Annotated in this window: 20 protein-coding genes; 18 read left to right on the top strand and 2 right to left on the bottom strand. The window is 70.5% G+C overall.

The genetic code is table 11. The annotated features are described in order from the left end of the window. Positions 1 to 81 precede the first annotated feature (81 nt). The 14 genes from ABZ854_RS08940 (at position 82) to ABZ854_RS08875 (ending at position 13,602) form a co-directional block, all read left to right on the top strand. On the top strand, positions 82 to 729 hold the full coding sequence (locus tag ABZ854_RS08940) for an L-threonylcarbamoyladenylate synthase (RefSeq protein WP_361206510.1): 648 nt from the start codon (positions 82 to 84) through the stop codon (positions 727 to 729). Further along, entirely contained in the window at positions 726 to 1,403 is a 678-nt protein-coding gene (locus ABZ854_RS08935) for a protein-tyrosine-phosphatase (protein ID WP_361206507.1), read from the top strand. Before ABZ854_RS08940 ends, ABZ854_RS08935 begins: the two co-directional genes overlap by 4 nt. 591 nt (positions 1,404 to 1,994) lie before the next feature. Further along, positions 1,995 to 3,233: a serine hydroxymethyltransferase gene (gene glyA, locus ABZ854_RS08930; protein WP_361206504.1), complete on the top strand. Its 1,239-nt coding sequence runs from the start codon at positions 1,995 to 1,997 to the stop codon at positions 3,231 to 3,233. A 203-nt stretch (positions 3,234 to 3,436) separates the two neighbouring features. Continuing rightward, positions 3,437 to 4,798, top strand: a complete 1,362-nt coding sequence (locus tag ABZ854_RS08925; protein ID WP_361206501.1) for an MraY family glycosyltransferase — start codon at positions 3,437 to 3,439, stop codon at positions 4,796 to 4,798. 313 nt (positions 4,799 to 5,111) lie between these two features. Further along, positions 5,112 to 5,564 (top strand): hypothetical protein, encoded by a 453-nt coding sequence (locus ABZ854_RS08920; RefSeq protein WP_129306549.1) that lies wholly within the window; start codon positions 5,112 to 5,114, stop codon positions 5,562 to 5,564. A gap of 294 nt (positions 5,565 to 5,858) precedes the next feature. Further along, positions 5,859 to 6,665: a F0F1 ATP synthase subunit A gene (gene atpB / locus ABZ854_RS08915; protein WP_361206498.1), complete on the top strand. Its 807-nt coding sequence runs from the start codon at positions 5,859 to 5,861 to the stop codon at positions 6,663 to 6,665. 71 nt (positions 6,666 to 6,736) lie between these two features. Continuing rightward, complete coding sequence (gene atpE, locus ABZ854_RS08910; protein ID WP_129306547.1) at positions 6,737 to 6,982, top strand: ATP synthase F0 subunit C; 246 nt, start codon at positions 6,737 to 6,739, stop codon at positions 6,980 to 6,982. 39 nt (positions 6,983 to 7,021) lie between these two features. Then, positions 7,022 to 7,570, top strand: coding sequence for a F0F1 ATP synthase subunit B (locus ABZ854_RS08905; protein ID WP_129306546.1), 549 nt, complete (start codon positions 7,022 to 7,024; stop codon positions 7,568 to 7,570). Continuing rightward, the gene (locus ABZ854_RS08900; RefSeq protein WP_361206493.1) at positions 7,567 to 8,382 is read left to right on the top strand and encodes a F0F1 ATP synthase subunit delta; all 816 of its coding nucleotides are present in this window, start codon (positions 7,567 to 7,569) and stop codon (positions 8,380 to 8,382) included. The genes ABZ854_RS08905 and ABZ854_RS08900 overlap by 4 nt, the downstream gene beginning before the upstream one ends. 150 nt (positions 8,383 to 8,532) lie before the next feature. Beyond that, positions 8,533 to 10,125: a F0F1 ATP synthase subunit alpha gene (atpA, locus tag ABZ854_RS08895; RefSeq protein WP_129306544.1), complete on the top strand. Its 1,593-nt coding sequence runs from the start codon at positions 8,533 to 8,535 to the stop codon at positions 10,123 to 10,125. 21 nt (positions 10,126 to 10,146) lie between these two features. After that, positions 10,147 to 11,076, top strand: a complete 930-nt coding sequence (locus ABZ854_RS08890) for a F0F1 ATP synthase subunit gamma (protein ID WP_361206490.1) — start codon at positions 10,147 to 10,149, stop codon at positions 11,074 to 11,076. Then, on the top strand, positions 11,076 to 12,512 hold the full coding sequence (atpD, locus tag ABZ854_RS08885; protein ID WP_361206487.1) for a F0F1 ATP synthase subunit beta: 1,437 nt from the start codon (positions 11,076 to 11,078) through the stop codon (positions 12,510 to 12,512). The genes ABZ854_RS08890 and atpD overlap by 1 nt, the downstream gene beginning before the upstream one ends. Before the next feature lie 112 nt (positions 12,513 to 12,624). Continuing rightward, a complete protein-coding gene (locus ABZ854_RS08880) occupies positions 12,625 to 12,999 on the top strand; it encodes a F0F1 ATP synthase subunit epsilon (protein WP_129306541.1) in 375 nt (124 codons plus the stop codon). Between the two features lie 156 nt (positions 13,000 to 13,155). Next, positions 13,156 to 13,602 (top strand): DUF2550 domain-containing protein, encoded by a 447-nt coding sequence (locus tag ABZ854_RS08875; RefSeq protein WP_129306540.1) that lies wholly within the window; start codon positions 13,156 to 13,158, stop codon positions 13,600 to 13,602. Between the two features lie 110 nt (positions 13,603 to 13,712). On the opposite strand, the gene ABZ854_RS08870 is transcribed toward ABZ854_RS08875, so the two are convergent. Both ABZ854_RS08870 and ABZ854_RS08865 read right to left on the bottom strand, forming a co-directional pair. Further along, complete coding sequence (locus ABZ854_RS08870) at positions 13,713 to 15,539, bottom strand: glycoside hydrolase family 18 chitinase (RefSeq protein ID WP_361206482.1); 1,827 nt, start codon at positions 15,537 to 15,539, stop codon at positions 13,713 to 13,715. 170 nt (positions 15,540 to 15,709) lie between these two features. Then, positions 15,710 to 16,918 (bottom strand): cytochrome P450, encoded by a 1,209-nt coding sequence (locus tag ABZ854_RS08865; protein ID WP_361206479.1) that lies wholly within the window; start codon positions 16,916 to 16,918, stop codon positions 15,710 to 15,712. A 242-nt stretch (positions 16,919 to 17,160) separates the two neighbouring features. On the opposite strand from ABZ854_RS08865, the gene ABZ854_RS08860 reads away from it, so the two are divergent. Genes ABZ854_RS08860 through ABZ854_RS08845 form a run of 4 tightly spaced genes read left to right on the top strand, consistent with a single transcriptional unit; the run spans position 17,161 to position 20,111 of the window. Beyond that, positions 17,161 to 17,877 carry a response regulator transcription factor gene (locus ABZ854_RS08860; protein WP_361206476.1) on the top strand — a complete coding sequence of 239 codons (717 nt, stop codon included), beginning with the start codon at positions 17,161 to 17,163 and terminating at the stop codon, positions 17,875 to 17,877. Further along, a complete protein-coding gene (locus tag ABZ854_RS08855; RefSeq protein WP_361206473.1) occupies positions 17,874 to 19,352 on the top strand; it encodes a HAMP domain-containing sensor histidine kinase in 1,479 nt (492 codons plus the stop codon). Before ABZ854_RS08860 ends, ABZ854_RS08855 begins: the two co-directional genes overlap by 4 nt. Positions 19,353 to 19,407: 55 nt before the next feature. Continuing rightward, positions 19,408 to 19,848: a hypothetical protein gene (locus ABZ854_RS08850; RefSeq protein WP_361206470.1), complete on the top strand. Its 441-nt coding sequence runs from the start codon at positions 19,408 to 19,410 to the stop codon at positions 19,846 to 19,848. A 47-nt stretch (positions 19,849 to 19,895) separates the two neighbouring features. Continuing rightward, positions 19,896 to 20,111, top strand: a complete 216-nt coding sequence (locus ABZ854_RS08845) for a hypothetical protein (RefSeq protein ID WP_361206467.1) — start codon at positions 19,896 to 19,898, stop codon at positions 20,109 to 20,111. The last annotated feature ends 11 nt before the right edge of the window (positions 20,112 to 20,122 follow it).

Here is a 20,122-nt window from a genome sequence, read left to right as displayed (position 1 = left end):
GCACCGCCGTCGTGAAGACCGCCGTCGTGAAGACCGCCCAGACCGCTTTTCAGCTGTACGTGTACGAGGAGGCCCGCTGACATGGCACGGCGATACGACACCAACGACGCGACCGACCGCGTGACCGGTCTGCGCGAGGCCGCGTCCGCCGTCCGCCGGGGCGAGCTGGTGGTCCTCCCGACCGACACCGTGTACGGCATCGGCGCCGACGCCTTCTCCTCCGAGGGCGTGAGCGACCTGCTGGCCGCCAAGGGGCGGGGCCGCAACATGCCCACCCCTGTCCTCATCGGCTCCCCGAACACCCTCCACGGGCTCGTCACGGACTTCTCCGAGATGGCCTGGGAGCTCGTCGACGCGTTCTGGCCGGGCGCCCTCACGCTCGTCGCCCGGCACCAGCCGTCCCTGCAGTGGGACCTCGGGGACACCCGGGGCACGGTCGCCATCCGGATGCCGCTGCACCCGGTCGCCATCGAACTGCTCACCGAGTTCGGCCCGATGGCCGTCTCCTCCGCGAACCTCACCGGGCACCCGGCGCCGGAGAACTGCGACGCCGCGCAGGACATGCTCGGCGACTCGGTCTCCGTCTACCTCGACGGCGGCCCGACCCCCGGCAACGTGCCGTCGTCCATCGTCGACGTCACCGGCGAGGTGCCGGTGCTGCTGCGCGAGGGCGCGCTGTCGCCGGACGAGCTGCGCAAGGTCGTACCCGACCTCGAGGTGGCGAATTGACGGCCCCTGACGCGGGGCGTGGCATAGGCGACGGGGAACGCGCGGCCGAACAGACGACCACGTTCGGGTTTCCGCGCGACAGCTTCCGCATCCTCCATGTCAGCACCGGCAATGTGTGCCGCTCGCCGATCACCGAGCGGCTGACCCGGCATTTCGTCGCCCAGCGCCTCGGGGTGCTGGGCGGTGGGCTGGTCGTGGAGAGCGCGGGCACCTGGGGGCACGAGGGCGCGCCGATGGAGTCCCACGCGGAGACGGTGCTGACGGAATTCGGCGCGGATGCCTCCGGGTTCACGGGGCGCGAGCTGCTGGACGAGCACGTCATCATGGCGGACCTGGTGCTGACGGCGACGCGTGACCATCGGGCGCAGGTCATCTCCATGGGGCACTCGGCCGGGCTGCGCACCTTCACGCTGAAGGAGTTCACCCGGCTGGTGCGGGCCATCGACCCCGCGACGCTGCCGCCCCTGGACGAGGGGGTGGTGATGCGTGCCCGCGCCCTGGTCCGTGCGGCGGCCGCTCTACGCGGGTGGCTGCTGGCGCCGACGGCCGAGGCGGACGAGGTCTACGACCCCTACGGCGCGCCCCTGCCCTTCTTCCGCTCCATAGGCGAGGAAATACACCAGTCCCTGGACCCAGTGGTAACAGCCCTGACCGGCGTCTCGACGAGGGCCTAGCGGCGCTTTGGGCGACCGCCCGGCTCCCCTTGCCCGGCGCCGGTTCGTGTGCCAAGCAGCTCCCCTTGCCCGGCGCTGACCCGGCACCCGGCGCCGCAGGCCCTGCCCACCCGTTCCGCCCTGCGGGCCCCTGACGGGGTGCCTGTTCGTGTGCCAAGCAGCACTCTTGCCCGGCGCTGACCTGGCACCCGGCGCCGCAGGCCGTGCCCACCCGCTCCGCCCTGCGGAACGCCTGCGGGCCCCTGACGGGGTGCCTGTTCGTGTGCCAAGCAGCACTCTTGCCCGGCGCTGACCCGGCACCCGGCGCCGCAGGCCGTGCCCACCCGTTCCGCCCTGCGGAACGCCTCCCCACGGCGGGGGGCGGCGGGGGCGCGGGGCCGCCCCGCGCGGGCAGGGGTGCGGGCGCAGCCCCGGCGGCCAGGCACAGTGTGCCCCGTAAGGGGCGCGGGGAACTGCGCGAGCGGCCACGGCGGTCCGCAGTCGCCGGCAAACCGGCACCCCACCCGGACGGGCGGCGGTACGGCGCAGGCAGTCCGCCAGGACCCGGCATACATTGGACGTACCTCATCCTCCGAGTGTCCGGAGTGCGTCATGTCGGTCAGCGTTGCCCAGGAGGCCGATGTCCTGCGCCGGCGGGACCCGGAGCTGGCCGAGATCCTGCTCGGCGAGCGTGACCGGCAGGCGACGACGCTCCAGCTCATCGCCGCCGAGAACTTCACCTCACCTGCGGTGCTCGCGGCCCTCGGCTCACCCCTCGCCAACAAGTACGCCGAGGGTTACCCCGGCGCCCGCCACCACGGCGGCTGCGAGATCGTGGACGTGGCCGAGCGCCTGGCGGTGGAACGCGCGAAGGCGCTGTTCGGCGCCGAGCACGCCAACGTGCAGCCGCACTCGGGGTCGTCGGCGGTCCTTGCCGCGTACGCCGCGCTCCTCCGCCCCGGCGACACCGTCCTTGCCCTCGGCCTGCCGCACGGCGGCCACCTCACGCACGGCTCCCCGGCGAACTTCTCCGGCCGCTGGTTCGACTTCGTCGGATACGGCGTCGACGCCGAGAGCGGCCTCATCGACCACGAACAGGTCCGCACCCTGGCCCGCGCCCACCGCCCCAAGGCCATCGTGTGCGGGTCGATCGCCTATCCCCGCCACATCGACCACGCCTTCTTCCGCGCGGTCGCCGACGAGGTGGGCGCCGGCCTGATCGCCGACGCGGCGCACCCCATCGGCCTGGTCGCCGGGGGAGCGGCGCCGAACCCGGTGCCGTACGCCGACATCGTGTGCGCCACCACGCACAAGGTGCTGCGCGGCCCGCGCGGCGGGATGATCCTGTGCGGCGCGGAACTGGCCGAGCGCGTCGACCGGGCCGTGTTCCCCTTCACCCAGGGCGGCGCGCAGATGCACACCATCGCGGCGAAGGCGGTCGCGTTCGGCGAGGCGGCAACCCCGGCGTTCTCGGTGTACGCCCATCAGGTGGTCGCGAACGCACGCGTCCTCGCCGGCCACCTGGCCGCCGAGGGCCTCGCCGTGACCACCGGCGGCACGGACACCCATCTGATCATCGCGGACCCCGCCCCCCTCGGCCTCGACGGGCGCGCGGCGCGCGGCCGGCTCGCCGCCGCCGGCATCGTCCTGGACTGCTGTGTGCTGCCGCACGGCCACGGACGCGGCCTGCGCCTGGGCACGGCAGCGGTGACCACCCAGGGCATGGGGGAGACGGAGATGGTGCGGATCGCCGCGCTGCTGGCCGGGGTCCTGCGGGAGGAGACGGACGCCACCACGGCCCGCGCCGAGGTCCGCGGCCTGACCGCCGCCTTCCCGCCCTACCCCGACTGACCGGCACCCGCACCGGCGCTTTCCGGCCGCGCGCAGGCGTCGTAATCCGGCCGCTCGGGGGTAGGCGCATCCGGGTGCACCCCGCCGGGACGTCGTGCACAGCCACACATGCAACCATCATCGCTACCCGGAAGTCCTCATCCATATGCGTCCGTCGCTAGGGTGTGGGGCTGAGATGGCCAGCGAGACCTGTGGGGAAGCCCGTGCGTGAATACCTGCTGACGCTCTGCATCACGGCCGCGGTGACGTATCTGCTGACAGGGCCGGTGCGGAAGTTCGCGATCGTGGCCGGAGCGATGCCGGAGATCCGGGCGCGTGACGTGCACCGTGAGCCCACTCCGCGCCTCGGCGGTATCGCCATGTTCTTCGGCCTGTGCGCGGGTCTGCTGGTCGCGGACCACCTGACCAACCTGCACCAGGTCTTCGAGAAGTCCAACGAGCCGCGCGCCCTGCTCTCCGGGGCCGCGCTGATCTGGCTGATCGGTGTCCTCGACGACAAGTTCGAGATCGACGCGCTGATCAAGCTGGGCGGCCAGATGATCGCGGCCGGCGTGATGGTCATGCAGGGTCTGACCATCCTGTGGCTGCCCATCCCGGGCGTCGGCAACGTGGCGCTCACCCAGTGGCAGGGCACCCTGCTCACCGTGGCGCTGGTCGTCATCACCATCAACGCGGTGAACTTCGTGGACGGCCTCGACGGACTCGCGGCCGGCATGGTGTGCATCGCCGCCGCCGCGTTCTTCCTCTACGCCTACCGGATCTGGTACTCGTACGGCATCGAGGCCGCCGCCCCCGCCACGCTGTTCGCGGTGATCCTGATGGGCATGTGCCTGGGCTTCCTGCCGCACAACATGCACCCGGCCCGGATCTTCATGGGCGACTCCGGCTCCATGCTGATCGGCCTGGTGCTGGCGGCCGGCGCGATCTCCATCACCGGTCAGCTCGACCCGGACGCCCTGGCCCTGTTCACGGGGTCGGAGAAGGCGGCGGTGCACCAGACGGTCCCCGTCTACATCCCGCTGCTGCTGCCCCTGACGATCATCGCCGTGCCCGCCGCCGACCTGGTCCTGGCGATCGTCCGCCGCACCTGGCGCGGCCAGTCCCCGTTCGCCGCCGACCGGGGCCACCTGCACCACCGCCTGCTGGAGATCGGCCACTCGCACAGCCGGGCCGTGCTGATCATGTACTTCTGGTCGGCGCTGATCGGCTTCGGCGCGCTGGCCTACTCGGTGAACTCCGCGTCGATGTGGATCGTGCTCGGCGTGGTCTTCCTCAGCGCCATCGGTCTCGTCCTGCTGCTGCTCCCGCGCTTCAAGCCCCGTACGCCGGGCTGGGCGGAGGGCTTCGTGCCGCCGCGCTACCGCCGGCGCCGCCGGAACGCCGAGGCGGACGCGGTCCAGGCACCCGCGCGGGAGGGTGCCGGCGAGGCCGCCGGCGAGTCCGGGAGCGAGTCGGGCGAGACCGTGGAACGGCCTGCTGTGGCGGCCGGGACGGCAGGCGTCAACGGGGCGACAGCGATCGGCCCCCGTTCGCGCACGGCCAAGGGTCGCAAGGTAAGAATCTGACTAGAGCATTGCCAACTCGTGGTGGAATAAAGTTCCCTAATACCAGGCAAACCACCCCAGTTTCTGCACAGACGCGCACGGTCACTCTCATGTGTGACAGCCAGCACACCAACTGGGTAAAGACCTCATCAAATAGTTTGTGATAGCGTTCACTACCAGATGGGTGATGCACTGAAAGGCCCCGACGGAACGGTCCTCCAGGCCGGGAAGCGCCCCCATCTCCCCGCGTTAACCTCTGCACCACACCGGAGCACCGGTCGGTGACACCGGGTCACCGCGCCAGCCACGCCCCCACTTCGTTGGAGCCGTCCGCATGCAGTCGAACGACGTCCGGATCCTGAAAGGCGCAGCGCTCATCGCTGCCCCCGTGGGTCTCGTCAGCGCCGTTGTCAGCGCGCTCGTCGCCGGTGAGAAGGGTCTGATCGGCGCGCTGGTGGCCATCGCCGTGGTCGGTTGTTTCTTCGGCCTCGGCTCCGCCGCACTGATGCGTATCACGCAGGACAAGCCGCAGGTCGCCATGATGGCCGGCCTGCTCGTCTACACGGTGCAGATGCTGCTCATCGGCGTCTTCATCGTCGCCTTCAGTGACACCACGCTCTTCAACGGCCGTGCCTTCGCCCTGAGTCTGCTGGCCACCGCGCTGGCCTGGGTCGGCGGCCAGGTGAAGCACAGCCTCACCAGCCGGATGCTCTACGTGAATCCCGAGCCGTCCGTACCTGCCAAGGAGGCGGACCCGGTCAAGGCGGAGTCCCGCGATGCGGCGTAGGGGGCGCGTAAAGGCGATACATCCCGATCTGCTATCGTCCGGGAGCGTTTCCGGTGGAGGATCCCGCCGCTTCTCGGGCGGGGGAGAGTATCGCCTCCACGGTCTACGGCGGACTCGGACCGGCGCGTGTGGCCACCACACGGAGTCCGAGCGGCCGGGCCCGCGGCGGATGCGCCCCACGGACTGCGGTGACACCGTCACACCACCATGTCCCCAGTGCCGATCAGCGGCCTCACCAGCCGCACTGAGACACAAGGTTGCCGTAACTGATGCGTCACGACGAAGGAGTCACGGGTGAGTGCCCACATGCTGCTCGCTGAAAGCGGCTGCCACATCAATGCTGACTGTGCCTTCCCCGCGCCGGGCCTCCACTCGTTCGACTTCAAGCCGATCTTCAGCATCGGCAGCTTCGACTTCACCAAGCCGATGCTCCTCACGATCATCTGCATGGTGATCGTGATCGGCTTCTTCTTCGCGGCGTTCCGCAAGCCGAAGCTGGTCCCCGGGAAGCTCCAGCTCGTCGGCGAGATCGGCTACAACTTCGTCGCGCGCAGCATCGCCCTCGAAGTGATCGGCAAGAAGGGCAGCAAGTACGTCCCCTTCCTCACGTCGATCTTCTTCTTCGTGTGGATCATGAACATCATGTCCATCATCCCGCTGGCGCAGTTCCCGTCGACGGCACGCTTCGCGTACCCGGCCGTGCTCGCCGCGCTGGTGTGGATCACGTACATGTTCCTCACGTTCAAGACGCACGGGCTGAAGGGCGGCGTCAAGAACCTCGTCTGGATGGACGGTCTGCCGAAGCCGCTGGTTCCGCTGATCGTCGTCCTGGAGTTCTTCTCGAACGTGATCCTGCGTCCGTTCACCCTCGCGGTGCGGCTGTGGGCCAACATGTTCGCCGGCCACATGCTGATCGTGATGTTCAGCGTGGCGAGCTGGTACCTGCTGACCCCGTCGATCATGACGGCCGTCGCCGGCGGGTCGTTCGCCCTGGCACTCGCCATGACCACCCTGGAAGTCCTGATCCAGTTCCTCCAGGCGTACATCTTCACGCTCCTCGCCTCGATCTACATCCAGGGAGCGCTGCAAGAGGGTCACTGACCCTGCCCAGCCCACCGCACTTCCGACTGGGAATCCCCCCAGCGGACCGCTTCACATAGGAAGACAGGAAAATGTCTGCCGACCTCGTCAACCTCGCCGCCTCCACCGTCCCCGGCCGCATGGGTGCCATCGCCTATGGTCTCGCCGCGATCGGCCCCGGCATCGGTATCGGTGTCGTCTTCGGCCACTCCATCGAGGCCATGGCCCGCCAGCCCGAGGCCATGCCGATCATCCGCACCAACATGTTCCTGGGCTTCGCGCTCTGTGAGGTGCTGGCGCTCCTCGGTCTGGTCGTCCCCTTCATCTTCAGCAAGTGAGCTGACGACCAGTAGCCACACTCGACGAAAGGTTCAGACATGATGACCTTCCTGGCGGAGGCGGGATCGGAGAATCCGCTCGTCCCCGACACCGCGGAACTGATCATCGGCCTGATCTGCTTCTTCATCGTCTTCGGCTTCCTCGGCAAGAAGCTCCTGCCCAACATCCAGAAGACTCTGGAAGAGCGGCACGACGCCATCGAGGGCGGTCTGGAGCGCGCGGCCACGGCACAGGCCGAAGCACAGCAGATTCTTGAGCAGTACAAGGCCCAGCTCGCTGAGGCCAGGCACGAGGCCGCCCGCCTGCGCCAGGAGGCGACCGAGCAGGGGGCCACGATCATCCAGGAGATGAGGGCGGAAGGTCAGCGGCAGCGCGAGGAGATCGTCGCCGCCGGTCACGCCCAGATCGAGGCCGACCGCAAGGCTGTCGTCACCGCGCTGCGGCAGGACGTGGGCACCCTTGCCACCGACCTCGCCGGCAAGCTCGTCGGTGAGTCCCTGGAGGACCACGCCCGGCAGAGCCGGATCATCGACCGCTTCCTCGACGGACTCGAGGAGAACGCTGTGAAGGCCGAGGCCACGCCATGAACGGAGCGAGCCGCGAGGCGCTGGCAGCAGCCCGGACGCGTTGTGAGGCACTGACCGACTCCACGTCGGTCGACGCCGCACAGCTCGCCGAGCAGCTGGCCGCCATCACCGCGCTCCTCGACCGCGAGGTGGGCCTGCGCCGGGTCCTGACCGACCCGGTACAGCCCGCCGAGGCCCGCGCCGCCCTGGCGGAGCGCCTGCTGGGCGGACAGGTGGACGGCCCGGCCGTCGACCTGCTGGCCGGCATGGTCCGCTCCCGCTGGTCGCGTTCGCGTGACCTGGTCGACGCGGTGGAGGAGCTTGCCGCCACCGCCGACCTGACGGCGGCCCAGCGGGCCGGCACGCTCGACGACGTCGAGGACGAGCTGTTCCGGTTCGGCCGGATCGTGTCGTCCAGCGCCGGACTGCGTGCCGCGCTCACCGACCGCGAGGCCACGGCCGCGGCCAAGACCGAGCTGCTGCACAGCCTGCTCGGCGGCCGTGCCAACCCGGTCACGGAGCGCCTGGTCGCACGCCTGGCCACCCGGCCGCGGGGACGTAGCCTGGAGGCAGGCCTGGAGGCCATGTCCCGGCTCGCCGCGGCCCGCCGCGACAGGGCGGTCGCCGTCGTCACCTCGGCGGTGCCCCTCACGGACGGACAGAAGCAGCGCCTCGGCGCCGCGCTGGCGAAGCTGTACGGACGCCAGATGCATCTGAACCTGGACGTGGACCCCTCGGTCCTCGGCGGGATCTCCGTACGCGTCGGTGAAGAGGTCATCGACGGCACGATCGCGGAGCGCCTCGAAGAGGCGTCGCGGCGGTTGGCCGGCTGACGGCCGACCGGCCACCAAGAACAACAGCGGCCCGGTTGGGCCGTGCAGAAATTGCAGAAGATTGCTGGGGGCCCGCGGCGACAGCCGCTCAAGGGAACAGCCCCAGACCCCCAAAGACTTCGGGCCCAACAAGGAGAGCAGGGAACCCAGATGGCGGAGCTCACGATCCGGCCGGAGGAGATCCGGGACGCACTGGAGACTTTCGTCCAGTCGTACAAGCCGGACGCGGCCTCGCGCGAGGAGGTCGGTACGGTCACCCTTGCCGGCGACGGCATCGCGAAGGTCGAGGGCCTGCCCTCGGCCATGGCCAACGAACTGCTGAAGTTCGAGGACGGCACCCTCGGTCTCGCACTGAACCTGGAAGAGCGCGAGATCGGTGCGGTCGTCCTCGGCGAGTTCAGCGGCATCGAGGAGGGCCAGCCGGTGCAGCGCACCGGTGAGGTGCTCTCCGTCGCCGTGGGCGAGGGCTACCTCGGCCGCGTCGTCGACCCGCTCGGCAACCCGATCGACGGCCTCGGCGAGATCGAGACCAGCGGCCGCCGCGCCCTTGAGCTGCAGGCCCCCACGGTCATGCAGCGCAAGTCGGTGCACGAGCCGATGGAGACCGGCTACAAGGCCGTCGACGCGATGACCCCCATCGGCCGCGGTCAGCGTCAGCTGATCATCGGTGACCGTCAGACCGGCAAGACCGCCCTGGCCGTCGACACGATCATCAACCAGCGCGACAACTGGCGCACCGGCGACCCGTCGAAGCAGGTCCGCTGCATCTACGTCGCCATCGGTCAGAAGGGTTCCACCATCGCCTCGGTGCGTGGCTCCCTCGAAGAGGCCGGCGCCCTGGAGTACACGACCATCGTCGCCGCCCCGGCGTCCGACCCGGCCGGCTTCAAGTACCTCGCGCCGTACACCGGTTCGGCCATCGGCCAGCAGTGGATGTACGAGGGCAAGCACGTCCTCATCATCTTCGACGACCTCTCGAAGCAGGCCGACGCCTACCGCGCCGTGTCCCTGCTGCTGCGCCGCCCGCCGGGCCGCGAGGCCTACCCCGGTGACGTCTTCTACCTGCACTCCCGCCTGCTGGAGCGCTGCGCGAAGCTCTCCGACGCCGAGGGCGCCGGCTCGATGACCGGTCTGCCGATCGTCGAGACCAAGGCGAACGACGTGTCGGCGTTCATCCCGACCAACGTCATCTCCATCACCGACGGCCAGTGCTTCCTGGAGTCCGACCTGTTCAACGCCGGCCAGCGCCCGGCCCTGAACGTCGGTATCTCGGTCTCCCGAGTCGGTGGTTCCGCCCAGCACAAGGCGATCCGCCAGGTCTCCGGCCGTCTTCGCGTCGACCTCGCCCAGTTCCGCGAGCTGGAGGCGTTCGCCGCCTTCGGTTCCGACCTGGACGCCGCCTCGAAGTCCCAGCTGGAGCGCGGCCAGCGCATGGTCGAGCTGCTCAAGCAGCCCCAGTACCAGCCGATGGCCACCGAGGACCAGGTCATCTCCATCTGGGCCGGCACCACCGGCAAGATGGACGACGTGCCGGTCGCCGACATCCGCCGCTTCGAGAAGGAGCTGCTGGAGTACCTGCACCGCAAGGAGCAGGGCCTCATGACCTCCATCAAGGAGGGCGGCAAGATGTCGGACGACACCCTGCAGGCCATGGCCGACGCTGTCGCGGAGTTCAAGAAGCAGTTCGAGACGGGCGACGGCAAGCTGCTCGGCGAGGACGCTCCGGCCGCTGCCGCCAAGTGACGTAAGGAAGGGACCTGACTCATGGGAGCCCAGCTCCGGGTCTACAAGCGTCGCATCCGATCCGTCACCGCGACCAAGAAGATCACCAAGGCGATGGAGATGATCGCCGCCTCGCGCGTCGTCAAGGCGCAGCGCAAGGTGGCGGCCTCCACCCCTTACGCGACCGAGCTGACCCGCGCGGTCACGGCCGTCGGGACCGGTTCGAACACCAAGCACCCGCTGACCACCGAGGTGGCGTCGGCGACCCGTGCCGCGGTGCTGCTCATCACGAGCGACCGCGGCCTGGCCGGCGCCTTCAACTCCAACGCCATCAAGGCGGCGGAGCGCCTCACCGCGCGTCTGGAGGGCGAGGGCAAGCAGGTCGAGACGTATGTCGTCGGCCGGCGTGGCATCGCCCACTACAACTTCCGTGAGCGCGCCCTCGCGCACTCGTGGACCGGCTTCACGGACGAGCCCACGTACGGCGACGCCAAGCAGGTCGCGGGCCCGCTCATCGAGGCCGTCGAGAAGGACACGGCGGACGGCGGCGTGGACGAACTCCACATCGTCTACACCGAGTTCGTCTCGATGATGACGCAGACGGCCGTCGACAGCCGGCTGCTGCCGCTGCGCCTCGAGGACGTGGCGACCGAGTCGTCCGACGAGGCGTCGCCCAAGGGCGGAGCCCGTCCGCTCTACGAGTTCGAGCCGTCGGCGGAGGACGTCCTCGACGCCCTGCTGCCGCGCTACGTCGAGAGCCGTATCTACAACGCGCTGCTCCAGTCGGCTGCCTCCAAGCACGCCGCCACGCGCCGCGCGATGAAGTCGGCGACCGACAACGCGGGTGAGCTGATCAACACGCTCTCCCGTCTTGCCAACGCGGCCCGCCAGGCCGAAATCACCCAGGAGATCAGCGAGATCGTCGGTGGCGCCAGCGCCCTGGCCGACGCTACCGCGGGGAGTGACAAGTAATGACGACCACTGTTGAGACGGCCGTTGCCACGGGCCGCGTCGCCCGGGTCATCGGCCCGGTCGTCGACGTGGAGTTCCCCGTCGACGCGATGCCGGAGATCTACAACGCCCTGCACGTCGAGGTCGCCGACCCGGCGAACGCGGGCGAGAAGAAGACGCTGACCCTGGAGGTCGCCCAGCACCTGGGTGACGGCCTGGTCCGCACCATCTCGATGCAGCCCACCGACGGTCTGGTCCGCCAGGCCACGGTGACCGACACCGGCTCGGGCATCAGCGTCCCGGTCGGCGACTTCACCAAGGGCAAGGTGTTCAACACCCTCGGCGAGGTGCTGAACGTCGACGAGACCTACGAGGGCGAGCGCTGGTCCATCCACCGCAAGGCCCCCGCGTTCGACCAGCTCGAGTCGAAGACCGAGATGTTCGAGACGGGCCTGAAGGTCGTCGACCTCCTCACCCCGTACGTCAAGGGCGGCAAGATCGGTCTGTTCGGTGGTGCCGGTGTCGGCAAGACCGTGCTGATCCAGGAAATGATCATGCGTGTCGCCAACCTCCACGAGGGCGTCTCCGTCTTCGCGGGCGTCGGTGAGCGCACCCGTGAGGGCAACGACCTCATCGCGGAGATGGAAGAGTCCGGCGTTCTGGACAAGACCGCGCTGGTCTTCGGCCAGATGGACGAGCCCCCGGGCACCCGTCTGCGCGTGGCGCTGGCCGGCCTGACCATGGCCGAGTACTTCCGTGACGTCCAGAAGCAGGACGTGCTGTTCTTCATCGACAACATCTTCCGCTTCACGCAGGCCGGTTCCGAGGTCTCCACGCTGCTCGGCCGTATGCCGTCCGCGGTGGGTTACCAGCCGAACCTGGCCGACGAGATGGGTCAGCTCCAGGAGCGCATCACCTCGACGCGTGGTCACTCGATCACCTCGATGCAGGCGATCTACGTCCCCGCGGACGACCTGACCGACCCGGCCCCGGCCACCACCTTCGCCCACCTCGACGCGACGACGGTTCTGTCCCGTCCGATCTCCGAGAAGGGCATCTACCCGGCCGTGGACCCGCTGGACTCCACGTCCCGCATCCTGGACCCGCGGTACATCGCGCAGGACCACTACGACGCCGCCATGCGCGTCAAGACGATCCTGCAGAAGTACAAGGACCTCCAGGACATCATCGCGATCCTCGGTATCGACGAGCTCGGCGAGGAGGACAAGCTCGTCGTCCACCGTGCCCGTCGCGTGGAGCGCTTCCTGTCCCAGAACACCCACGCCGCCAAGCAGTTCACCGGCGTGGACGGTTCGGACGTGCCGCTGGAGGAGTCGATCGCCGCGTTCAACGCGATCTGCGACGGCGACTTCGACCACTTCCCGGAGCAGGCGTTCTTCATGTGCGGTGGCCTGGAGGACCTCAAGGCCAACGCCAAGGAGCTGGGCGTCTCCTGACCCCCGGTGACCGTGGTGTGAGGGGGCGGGCGTCCCGCCCCCTCTGCCACGCCCATTAGACTTGTAACCAACACCCGGCGACACCGCCGGGTGGTGACCCGAGGAGCCACCCTTGGCTGCTGAGCTGCACGTCGAGCTGGTCGCTGCCGACCGCCAGGTCTGGTCCGGTGAGGCCCGTCTGGTCGTCGCTCGCACCGCGTCCGGCGACATCGGCGTCATGCCCGGCCACCAGCCGCTGCTCAGCGTGCTGGAGTCGGGCCCGGTGACCATTCGTACGAGCGATGGTGGAACGGTCGTCGCCGCGGTGCACGGCGGTTTCATCTCGTTCGCGGACAACAAGCTGTCGCTGCTGGCGGAGATCGCCGAACTCGCGGACGAGATCGACGTCCAGCGGACCGAGCGTGAGCTGGAGCGCGCGAAGGCGGAGGGCGACGCGATCGCCGAGCGCCGGGCGGACGTCCGGCTGCGGGCGGCGGCGGTGCACTGACCCGAGCTGCGCGTCGTGTGATGACGTACTCAGCCGCGGCCGGCCCGGAGCAATCCGGTGCCGGTCGCGGCTGAGGCAGATGTGGGTGTTTTTTCCGTTTCATTACCTAGTGCTGAACGTAGTTCCACTACCTGGGAGACGAGGAGGTCGGTGCCGATGGTCCTCGCTCTGACTGTGTGCGGGATCGTGGTCGCGCTCGTGGTGGTGGGACTGTTCCTGTTCGGCCTGCGCCGCAGGCTCATCCAGCGTTCGGGCGGCACCTTCGACTGCTCGCTGCGCTGGGAGGTGCCGGAGAAACCCGACGAGGGCGGCAAGGGCTGGAGCTACGGCGTCGCCCGCTACAACGGCGACCGCATCGAGTGGTACCGCGTCTTCTCCTACGGCTTCCGCCCCCGCCGCACCCTGGAGCGGGACCGCATCGAGGTGGCCGGCCGCAGGCTGCCCGAGGGCGAGGAGGAGCTGGCGCTGCTCTCCGACGCGGTCGTCCTCGCCTGCGTCCACCGGGGCACGCGTCTCGAACTCGCCATGAGCGAAGACGCGCTGACCGGTTTTCTCGCGTGGCTTGAGGCAGCCCCGCCCGGTCAGCGGGTGAACGTGGCGTAGCCTCGTTCACCCGCTGGGTGGGGGTCCCCCCCCGGACGGAGTCTGGGGGAGCGTCAACGTCGCCTAGGTACTTATCCAGTTATTTCTTCTGGTTACTTCTCCGAACTGCCTTACGACAGCCCGCTGCTGAGCGCGCTCACCAGCTCACCGTCGCTGGTGTCGCCGCTGAACTCCCAGAAGAAGGCGCCGCCGAGGCCCTGGTTCTTGGCCCAGGCCATCTTCGACTTGATGGTCGACGGGGTGTCGTACGACCACCAGTTGCTGCCGCAGTGCGCATAGGCCGTGCCGGCGATGGTGCCGGTGACCGGGCAGCTGTTCTTCAGGACGTGGTAGTCCTCGATGCCGGCCTCGTAGGTGCCGGTGGCCGCGCCGGTCGCCGTGCCGCCCGGGGCGTCCTGGGTGACGCCGGTCCAGCCGCGGCCGTAGAAGCCGATACCGATGAGCAGCTTGTCCGCGGGCACGCCCTGCGCCTTGAACTTGGCCATGGCGTCGGCGGTGTCGAAGCCCTGGATCGGCATGCCGGAGTACGAGGTGAGCGGGGAGTGCGGGGCGGTCGGGCCCTTGGCGTCCCACGCGCCGAAGAAGTCGTACGTCATCACGTTGAACCAGTCGGCGTACTTCGAGGCGCCGGCGTAGTCGGAGGCGTCGATCTTGCCGCCGGCGGAGCCGTCCGCGGTGACGGCGGCGGTGACCAGCTCGCTGCCGAACTTGGCGCGCAGCGCGGACATCACGTTCTTGAAGGCGTCCGGGCCGCTGGTGTCACAGCTGAGACCGCAGGCGTTGGGGTACTCCCAGTCGATGTCGATGCCGTCGAAGACGTCGGACCAGCGCGGGTCGTGCACCAGGTCGTAGCAGGACTGGGCGAACGCGGCCGGGTTCTTGGCCGCCTCGCCGAAGCCGCCGGACCAGGTCCAGCCGCCGAAGGACCAGATCACCTTGAGGTTGGGGTACTTGGCCTTCAGCTCGCGCAGCTGGTTGAAGTTGCCGCGCAGCGGCTGGTCCCAGGTGTCGGCGACGCCGCTGACGGACTGGTCGGCGGTGAACGCCTTGTCGTAGTCGGCGTAGGAGTCGCCGATCGCGCACTTGCCGCCGGTCACGTTGCCGAAGGCGTAGTTGATGTGCGTGATCTTGGCGGCCGAGCCGGACGTCACCAGGTTCTTGACGTTGTAGTTGCGGGCGTAGATGCCCCAGTCGGTGAAGTAGCCGAGCTTGACCTTGTCACCGCCGCCGGTGGGCGGGGGAGTGGTGCCGCCGCCGGTGGTGTGCACGGCGACCGAGCCGCTGGCCGGGCCGGTCTGGTCGGCGGTGTCGCGGGCCTGCACGCTGTAGGAGTAGTCGGTGCCGGCGGTCAGCCCGCTGTCGGTGTACGAGGTCGTCGCCGTGGTGGCGATCTTCTTGCCGTCGCGCAGGACGTCGTAGTTCTTGACGCCCTTGTCGTCGGTGGCGGCGCCCCAGCTCAGCTTCACCGAGGTGTCGGTGATGTTCGAGGCGGTCGGAGTGCCCGGCGCGGAGGGGGCGTTGTCGCCGGGGACGGTCGTGCCGTCGCAGCTGTCGCCGTTGAGTTTGCAGCCCGACGGGTTGCCGGGGCCGCTGCCGTTGAAGCCGAAGGACACCGAGGCGCCGGGGGCGATGGTGCCGTTCCAGCCGACGTTCTTGGCGGTCCAGTGGTCACCGGAGTTGGTGACGGTGGCGTCCCAGGCCGAGGTGACCTTGGTGCCGGAGGGGAAGTCCCACTCCACGGTCCATGAACTGATGCTGGCCGAACCGGTGTTCTTGATGGTCCACTGGCCGCCGAAACCGGTCCCCCAGTCACTGGTCTTGGTGAAGGTGGCGGTGGCGTTGCTCGCGGCCTGGGCGGGGCTCGCGAGTCCGACCAGGCCGGCCACGGGGAGCAACAGGGACGCCAACCCTGCCGCGGCCTTGTGTCTGAAGCGCATGCTGCGCCTCCCTCGATAGTGGGGATGTCAGGGGCATGACTGAGCCTTCACGCCCACGGTGCCGCGAGAATAGAAAGGTCTGGACCACAGGTCAATAGGTCTGGACCACTCTGTCGCGGTGGGCCGTCCGTTTTCGGCTGGTCCCCAACTCCCGGGCTGCGAAGGGCCAGTTACCAGGTGACGGGCAGTTCCGCCAGGCTGAGGAAGACCGGATGCTCGCGAAACCGCAGCCCGGAGGATGCGCAGGCCAGCCGCAGGCCCGGCAGCCGGGCGAAGAGCGAGCCGAGGGCGAGCCTGACCTCCAGCCGGCCCAGCGGAGCACCCAGACAGAAGTGCGGTCCGTGGCCCCACAGCACATGGCCGGTGGCATCACGACGGAGGTCCAGCCGCTCGGGGTCGGGGAAGACGGCAGGATCGTGGTTGGCGGCGAGCAGGCTGATCATCACCGACTCGCCCTCCCGCACCAGGGTTTCACCGATCCGGACATCCTCGGTGGCCTGCCGTACGACGCCGTCCTGGACGATCGACCAGAACCGCATCGACTCCTCCGTGAACTCCGGCAGGAGCGCCCCGCCGTCGGCGAGGACCCGCGCACGCAGCCCGTCGTCGGTCAGCAGACTCAACGCGCTGAACGCGATCTGCGTGGCCGTCGACTCGTGCCCCGCGACCAGCAGCAGCTTGAGGATGCCCAGCAGTTCGGAGCGGTCGATTCCGCCGGTGCGCACATGGTTGACGACGAGCCGGCTGACCAGGTCGTCCCCCGGCGCCCGCTCCTTGGCGCGCGCGGTCTCGTCGAGGAAGGCCAGGATCCGGTGGTGGGCGGCCAGGGAGAGCGCCGGGTCGCCGTCCGCGAGCATGATCCGGGTCTGCTCCAGGAAGAACGCGGTGTCGTCGTCCGGGATCCCCAGCAGCCGGGCGATGACCAGCGCCGACACCGTGGCCGCGAAGTCCCCCACCAGATCGGCCGGTCGCGGACCGGACGCCAGCGCGTCGGCCACCTGGTCGGTCACCTCCTGGACCCGGGGCGCGAGCGCGCGCACCCGGCGCCCGGTGAACTCCGGTGCGACCGTCCTGCGCAGCCGGCCGTGTTCCGGATCGTCCATGCGCATGAAGCCGCTCGGCCGGTCGTCGACGGGCACCGGGAAGCGCACCGGAAAACCGGGCCGCGTCTCGTCGGCACTCAGCCGGGGGTCCTTGAGCGCGGCCTTCACCTCGTCGTAGCGGGTGATCAGCCAGACCAGCTGCGCCTCACCGGCGCCGGCCGGTAACCGCACCCGCGTGGGCGGGCCGTCACGCACCACCCCGAGGGCCGGCGGAGCCGACATCGGACATTTACGGGCCAGCGGCCAGTCGAGCAGGCTGGAGTGTCCACCGGGCATGATCCCTTCCCTTCCCGCACGTCAATTCCCGCGCCACCCGGCAGCCCCGGGCGGCGGGTGCCCCGACCGGACCACACAAGCAGCCGCCACTGACGCCCCGGTGACCGGCCACTGACCTGCGCCGCGTGCGGCGGCGACCCGGTTCCGGGCGAGGTCGACCCACCCTGCCGGCCCGGCCGCGCCCACCCTGCCGCCCCCACAGCGCGGGGCCGTACCCTGACCCGCGACGAGGAGGGCGGCCCATGACGGACACGGCCGAAACCGGTGCGGTGCTGGTCGTCGACGACGACGCGGCGATACGGCGCTCACTGGAACGCGGACTCAGACTGAGCGGCTTCGCCGTGCGCACCGCCGCCGACGGCCCCGCCGCGCTCACGGCGATCGAGGACGCACCGCCCGACGTCCTCGTCCTCGACGTGTCGATGCCCGGCATGAGCGGCATCGACGTCTGCACCTGGCTCCGCGCCCAGGGCCGGGACCTGCCCGTCCTCATGCTCTCCGCGCTGGACGAGACCGCCGACCGCATCGCCGGCCTCCAGGCGGGCGGCGACGACTACCTCGTCAAACCCTTCGCCCTCCAGGAACTGGTGCTGCGGCTGCACGCCCTGCTCCGCCGCCGGCCGCCGACGGGCGGCCGCGCGCTGCTGCGGGTCGCCGACCTCGTCATCGACCCGGCCGCCCGCACCGCCGAACGGGCCGGCACTCCGCTGGAGCTGACCCGCCGAGAGTTCGAACTGCTCCAGGTGCTCGCCCGCAACGCCGGACTCGTCCTCACCCGCGACCAGCTCCTGGAACGCGTCTGGGGCTACGACTTCGACGTCCGCACCGACGCCGTCGACACCTTCGTCAGCTATCTGCGCCGCAAACTGGAGGCCGACGGGCAGGCGCGGCTGATCCACACCGTGCGCGGCGTCGGCTTCGTCCTCCGCGCACCGCGCGACACCCGGGACCCGCGATGAGACTCTCCACCCGCATCGGCCTCGCCGTCGGCTGCACCGTGCCCCTGCTGGTCCTGGCCTCCGGCTGGCTGCTGCTGCACCTGGTCGCCCGGGACCTCCGCCAGACCGAGGACCAGCACCTGCGCCAGCGCGCGCTGGCCGTCGCCCCGGACGCCCGGGCGCTGCTGCGCGCCTCGGCGGGCGACCGGCCCAAGGCCGCCGACACCCGGCAGCGCCGGCTGTTCAGCGCCGCCCTCGACGTCGGCGTACGCGTCGTCGGACCGGACGGGGTGTTCAGCGGCGGTCCCCAGCCCGGCGTCTCGGTGCGCCTGCCCGTCGGGACCACCGGCCCGGTCACGCTCCGCGACGGCGCCCGCGGCTGGCGCGCCCTGGCCCGGCCGCTGCGGGGCGCGGGCGTCACCGGCACGCTGTGGGTCTTCTCGCCCGACACCGCCGACCGCACCCAGGTCCGGCTGGTCCGGCGGCGGGTGTTCCTCACCGCGCTCCTGGCCGCACCCCTGTCCGGCCTGCTCGCCTGGGGCGTCGCCACCGGCGCCGGTGCGCCCCTGCGCCGCCTCACCCGCCGCACCGCCGGTCTCGACCCGCGCACCAGCACGGCCCGGCTCCCCGAGGAGCGCACCGGCGTCCAGGAGGTCGACGAGCTGGCCGCCACCGTGCGCACCGCCCTCGCCCGCTACGACGAGCAGGCCGCCCGCACCGCCGAGGCACTCGACACCGCCCGGTCCTTCTCCTCCGCCGCCGCCCACGAACTGCGCACCCCGCTGATGAGCATGGGCACCAACCTCGACATCCTCACCGACCACCCCGGCCTGCCCGCCCCCGACCGCACCGAGGTCCTCGCCGACCTCAGGCGCGAGCACGCCCGGCTGCTCGGCCTGCTGGTCATGCTGCGCGAGCTGGGGCGGGGCGACCTCGTGGAGGCGGAGGCGTTCCGGGCCGTCGACCTCTCCGACGTGGCCGACGCGGCCGTCGCCGAGGCCCGCCGCCGCGCCCCGGACGCCGTACTCACCCTGGACGCGGCGCCCGGACTCACCGTGCACGGCTGGGAACCGGGCCTCAGGCTGCTGCTCGACAACCTGCTCGGCAACGCCCTCGCCCACGGCCGGGACTCCCGGGGCGCGGCCCGGATACGGGTGACCGTGCGATCCGGCGGTACCGGCCAGGTCGTGGCCACGGTGGACGACGCCGGTCCCGGCATACCGCCCGAGGCCCGCGCCCGGGTCTTCGAGCGGTTCCAGCGGGGCCCGGCGAGCGCCGGATCGGGCCTAGGACTCACCCTCGTCGCGCAGCAGGCGGCACTGCACCGGGGGAGCGTCACCGTGACGGACAACCCCGGCGGCACCGGGGCCCGCTTCGAGGTCCGGCTGCCGTCGGGCGGCGACGGGCCGCCCGGCCGTCCTCCCGGCCGACGGGACTGGCTGATCGGGACAGTCAGGGCGAACCGGTCACAGAGTTTCCCCAAAGACCGTCCGTAGCCTCCGTCGTGACGGACGGAGGAAACGGCCGTCCGCGTAACGAACGGAGACGCAGATGTACGGACGACGGGGAACCCGCACCCTGCTCGCGGGACTCGCCGTGACAGCCGTCCTGGCGGGTACGGCGGGTACGGCGGCCGCCGACGACGGCACACCCGCGGCCGCCCCGGCCGGGACCGGCGCCAAGGCGGGCGGCGCGAAGGGGAGCGGCGACGGGGCCCGGGCGCTGTGCAAGCGGGTGCCGAAGATCGACAAGCGGATCACCCGGGCCCTGAAGCGGCTCGACGCCGGTGCGGACCAGCGCGGTTCCGTGGCGCGGCTGCAGAAGCGCGTCGACAACGCCAAGAAGGCCGGCCACACGGAGATCGCGACCTACCTCCAGAACCGGCTGGACTTCCGCACCTCCCTGCGCACGACCCTCCAGCAGCGCCAGAAGGACCTGGCCTCCGTGCGGACCTGGTGCCAGGACAACAACGACGGCAAGGCGGCGGGCTGATGCCGGCAGGGTGGCGGACGGCCCGCGGGACGAGGGGCCGGACCGGGGTGTGCACGGCCGTCGGGGCCGCCGTACTCGTGGCGCTCGCCACGGGCTGCTCCCACCACGACGGCGCAGCCACCGGCACCGGCCCCGCCGCCACGGCGACCTCGCCCGCCCCCGCCGGCACACCGTCGGGCTACGCCGAGATGGAGAAGAAGGTGAACGCGGCCGAGTCCGCGGCGAACGCCGCCGACCGGGACGCGGCGAGCGACGGGAAGTGACGGCCGGTGCC

The sequence above is a fragment of the Streptomyces sp. NPDC047028 genome (genome assembly GCF_040644095.1).
Classification (GTDB): Bacteria; Actinomycetota; Actinomycetes; order Streptomycetales; family Streptomycetaceae; genus Streptomyces.
Note: the sequence above shows the minus strand (reverse complement) of the source record. Positions and strands in the feature narration are given on the sequence as shown.

What these genes read in the sequence shown, in the direction of transcription:
- ABZ854_RS08940 (WP_361206510.1), top strand. Translation starts at nt 82, where the DNA reads ATGGCACGGCGATACGACACCAACGACGCGACCGACCGCGTGACCGGT.
- glyA (WP_361206504.1), top strand. Translation starts at nt 1,995, where the DNA reads ATGTCGGTCAGCGTTGCCCAGGAGGCCGATGTCCTGCGCCGGCGGGAC.
- ABZ854_RS08920 (WP_129306549.1), top strand. Translation starts at nt 5,112, where the DNA reads ATGCAGTCGAACGACGTCCGGATCCTGAAAGGCGCAGCGCTCATCGCT.
- atpE (WP_129306547.1), top strand. Translation starts at nt 6,737, where the DNA reads ATGTCTGCCGACCTCGTCAACCTCGCCGCCTCCACCGTCCCCGGCCGC.
- ABZ854_RS08905 (WP_129306546.1), top strand. Translation starts at nt 7,022, where the DNA reads ATGATGACCTTCCTGGCGGAGGCGGGATCGGAGAATCCGCTCGTCCCC.
- ABZ854_RS08900 (WP_361206493.1), top strand. Translation starts at nt 7,567, where the DNA reads ATGAACGGAGCGAGCCGCGAGGCGCTGGCAGCAGCCCGGACGCGTTGT.
- atpA (WP_129306544.1), top strand. Translation starts at nt 8,533, where the DNA reads ATGGCGGAGCTCACGATCCGGCCGGAGGAGATCCGGGACGCACTGGAG.
- ABZ854_RS08890 (WP_361206490.1), top strand. Translation starts at nt 10,147, where the DNA reads ATGGGAGCCCAGCTCCGGGTCTACAAGCGTCGCATCCGATCCGTCACC.
- atpD (WP_361206487.1), top strand. Translation starts at nt 11,076, where the DNA reads ATGACGACCACTGTTGAGACGGCCGTTGCCACGGGCCGCGTCGCCCGG.
- ABZ854_RS08875 (WP_129306540.1), top strand. Translation starts at nt 13,156, where the DNA reads ATGGTCCTCGCTCTGACTGTGTGCGGGATCGTGGTCGCGCTCGTGGTG.
- ABZ854_RS08870 (WP_361206482.1), bottom strand. Translation starts at nt 15,539, where the DNA reads ATGCGCTTCAGACACAAGGCCGCGGCAGGGTTGGCGTCCCTGTTGCTC.
- ABZ854_RS08865 (WP_361206479.1), bottom strand. Translation starts at nt 16,918, where the DNA reads ATGCCCGGTGGACACTCCAGCCTGCTCGACTGGCCGCTGGCCCGTAAA.
- ABZ854_RS08860 (WP_361206476.1), top strand. Translation starts at nt 17,161, where the DNA reads ATGACGGACACGGCCGAAACCGGTGCGGTGCTGGTCGTCGACGACGAC.
- ABZ854_RS08855 (WP_361206473.1), top strand. Translation starts at nt 17,874, where the DNA reads ATGAGACTCTCCACCCGCATCGGCCTCGCCGTCGGCTGCACCGTGCCC.
- ABZ854_RS08850 (WP_361206470.1), top strand. Translation starts at nt 19,408, where the DNA reads ATGTACGGACGACGGGGAACCCGCACCCTGCTCGCGGGACTCGCCGTG.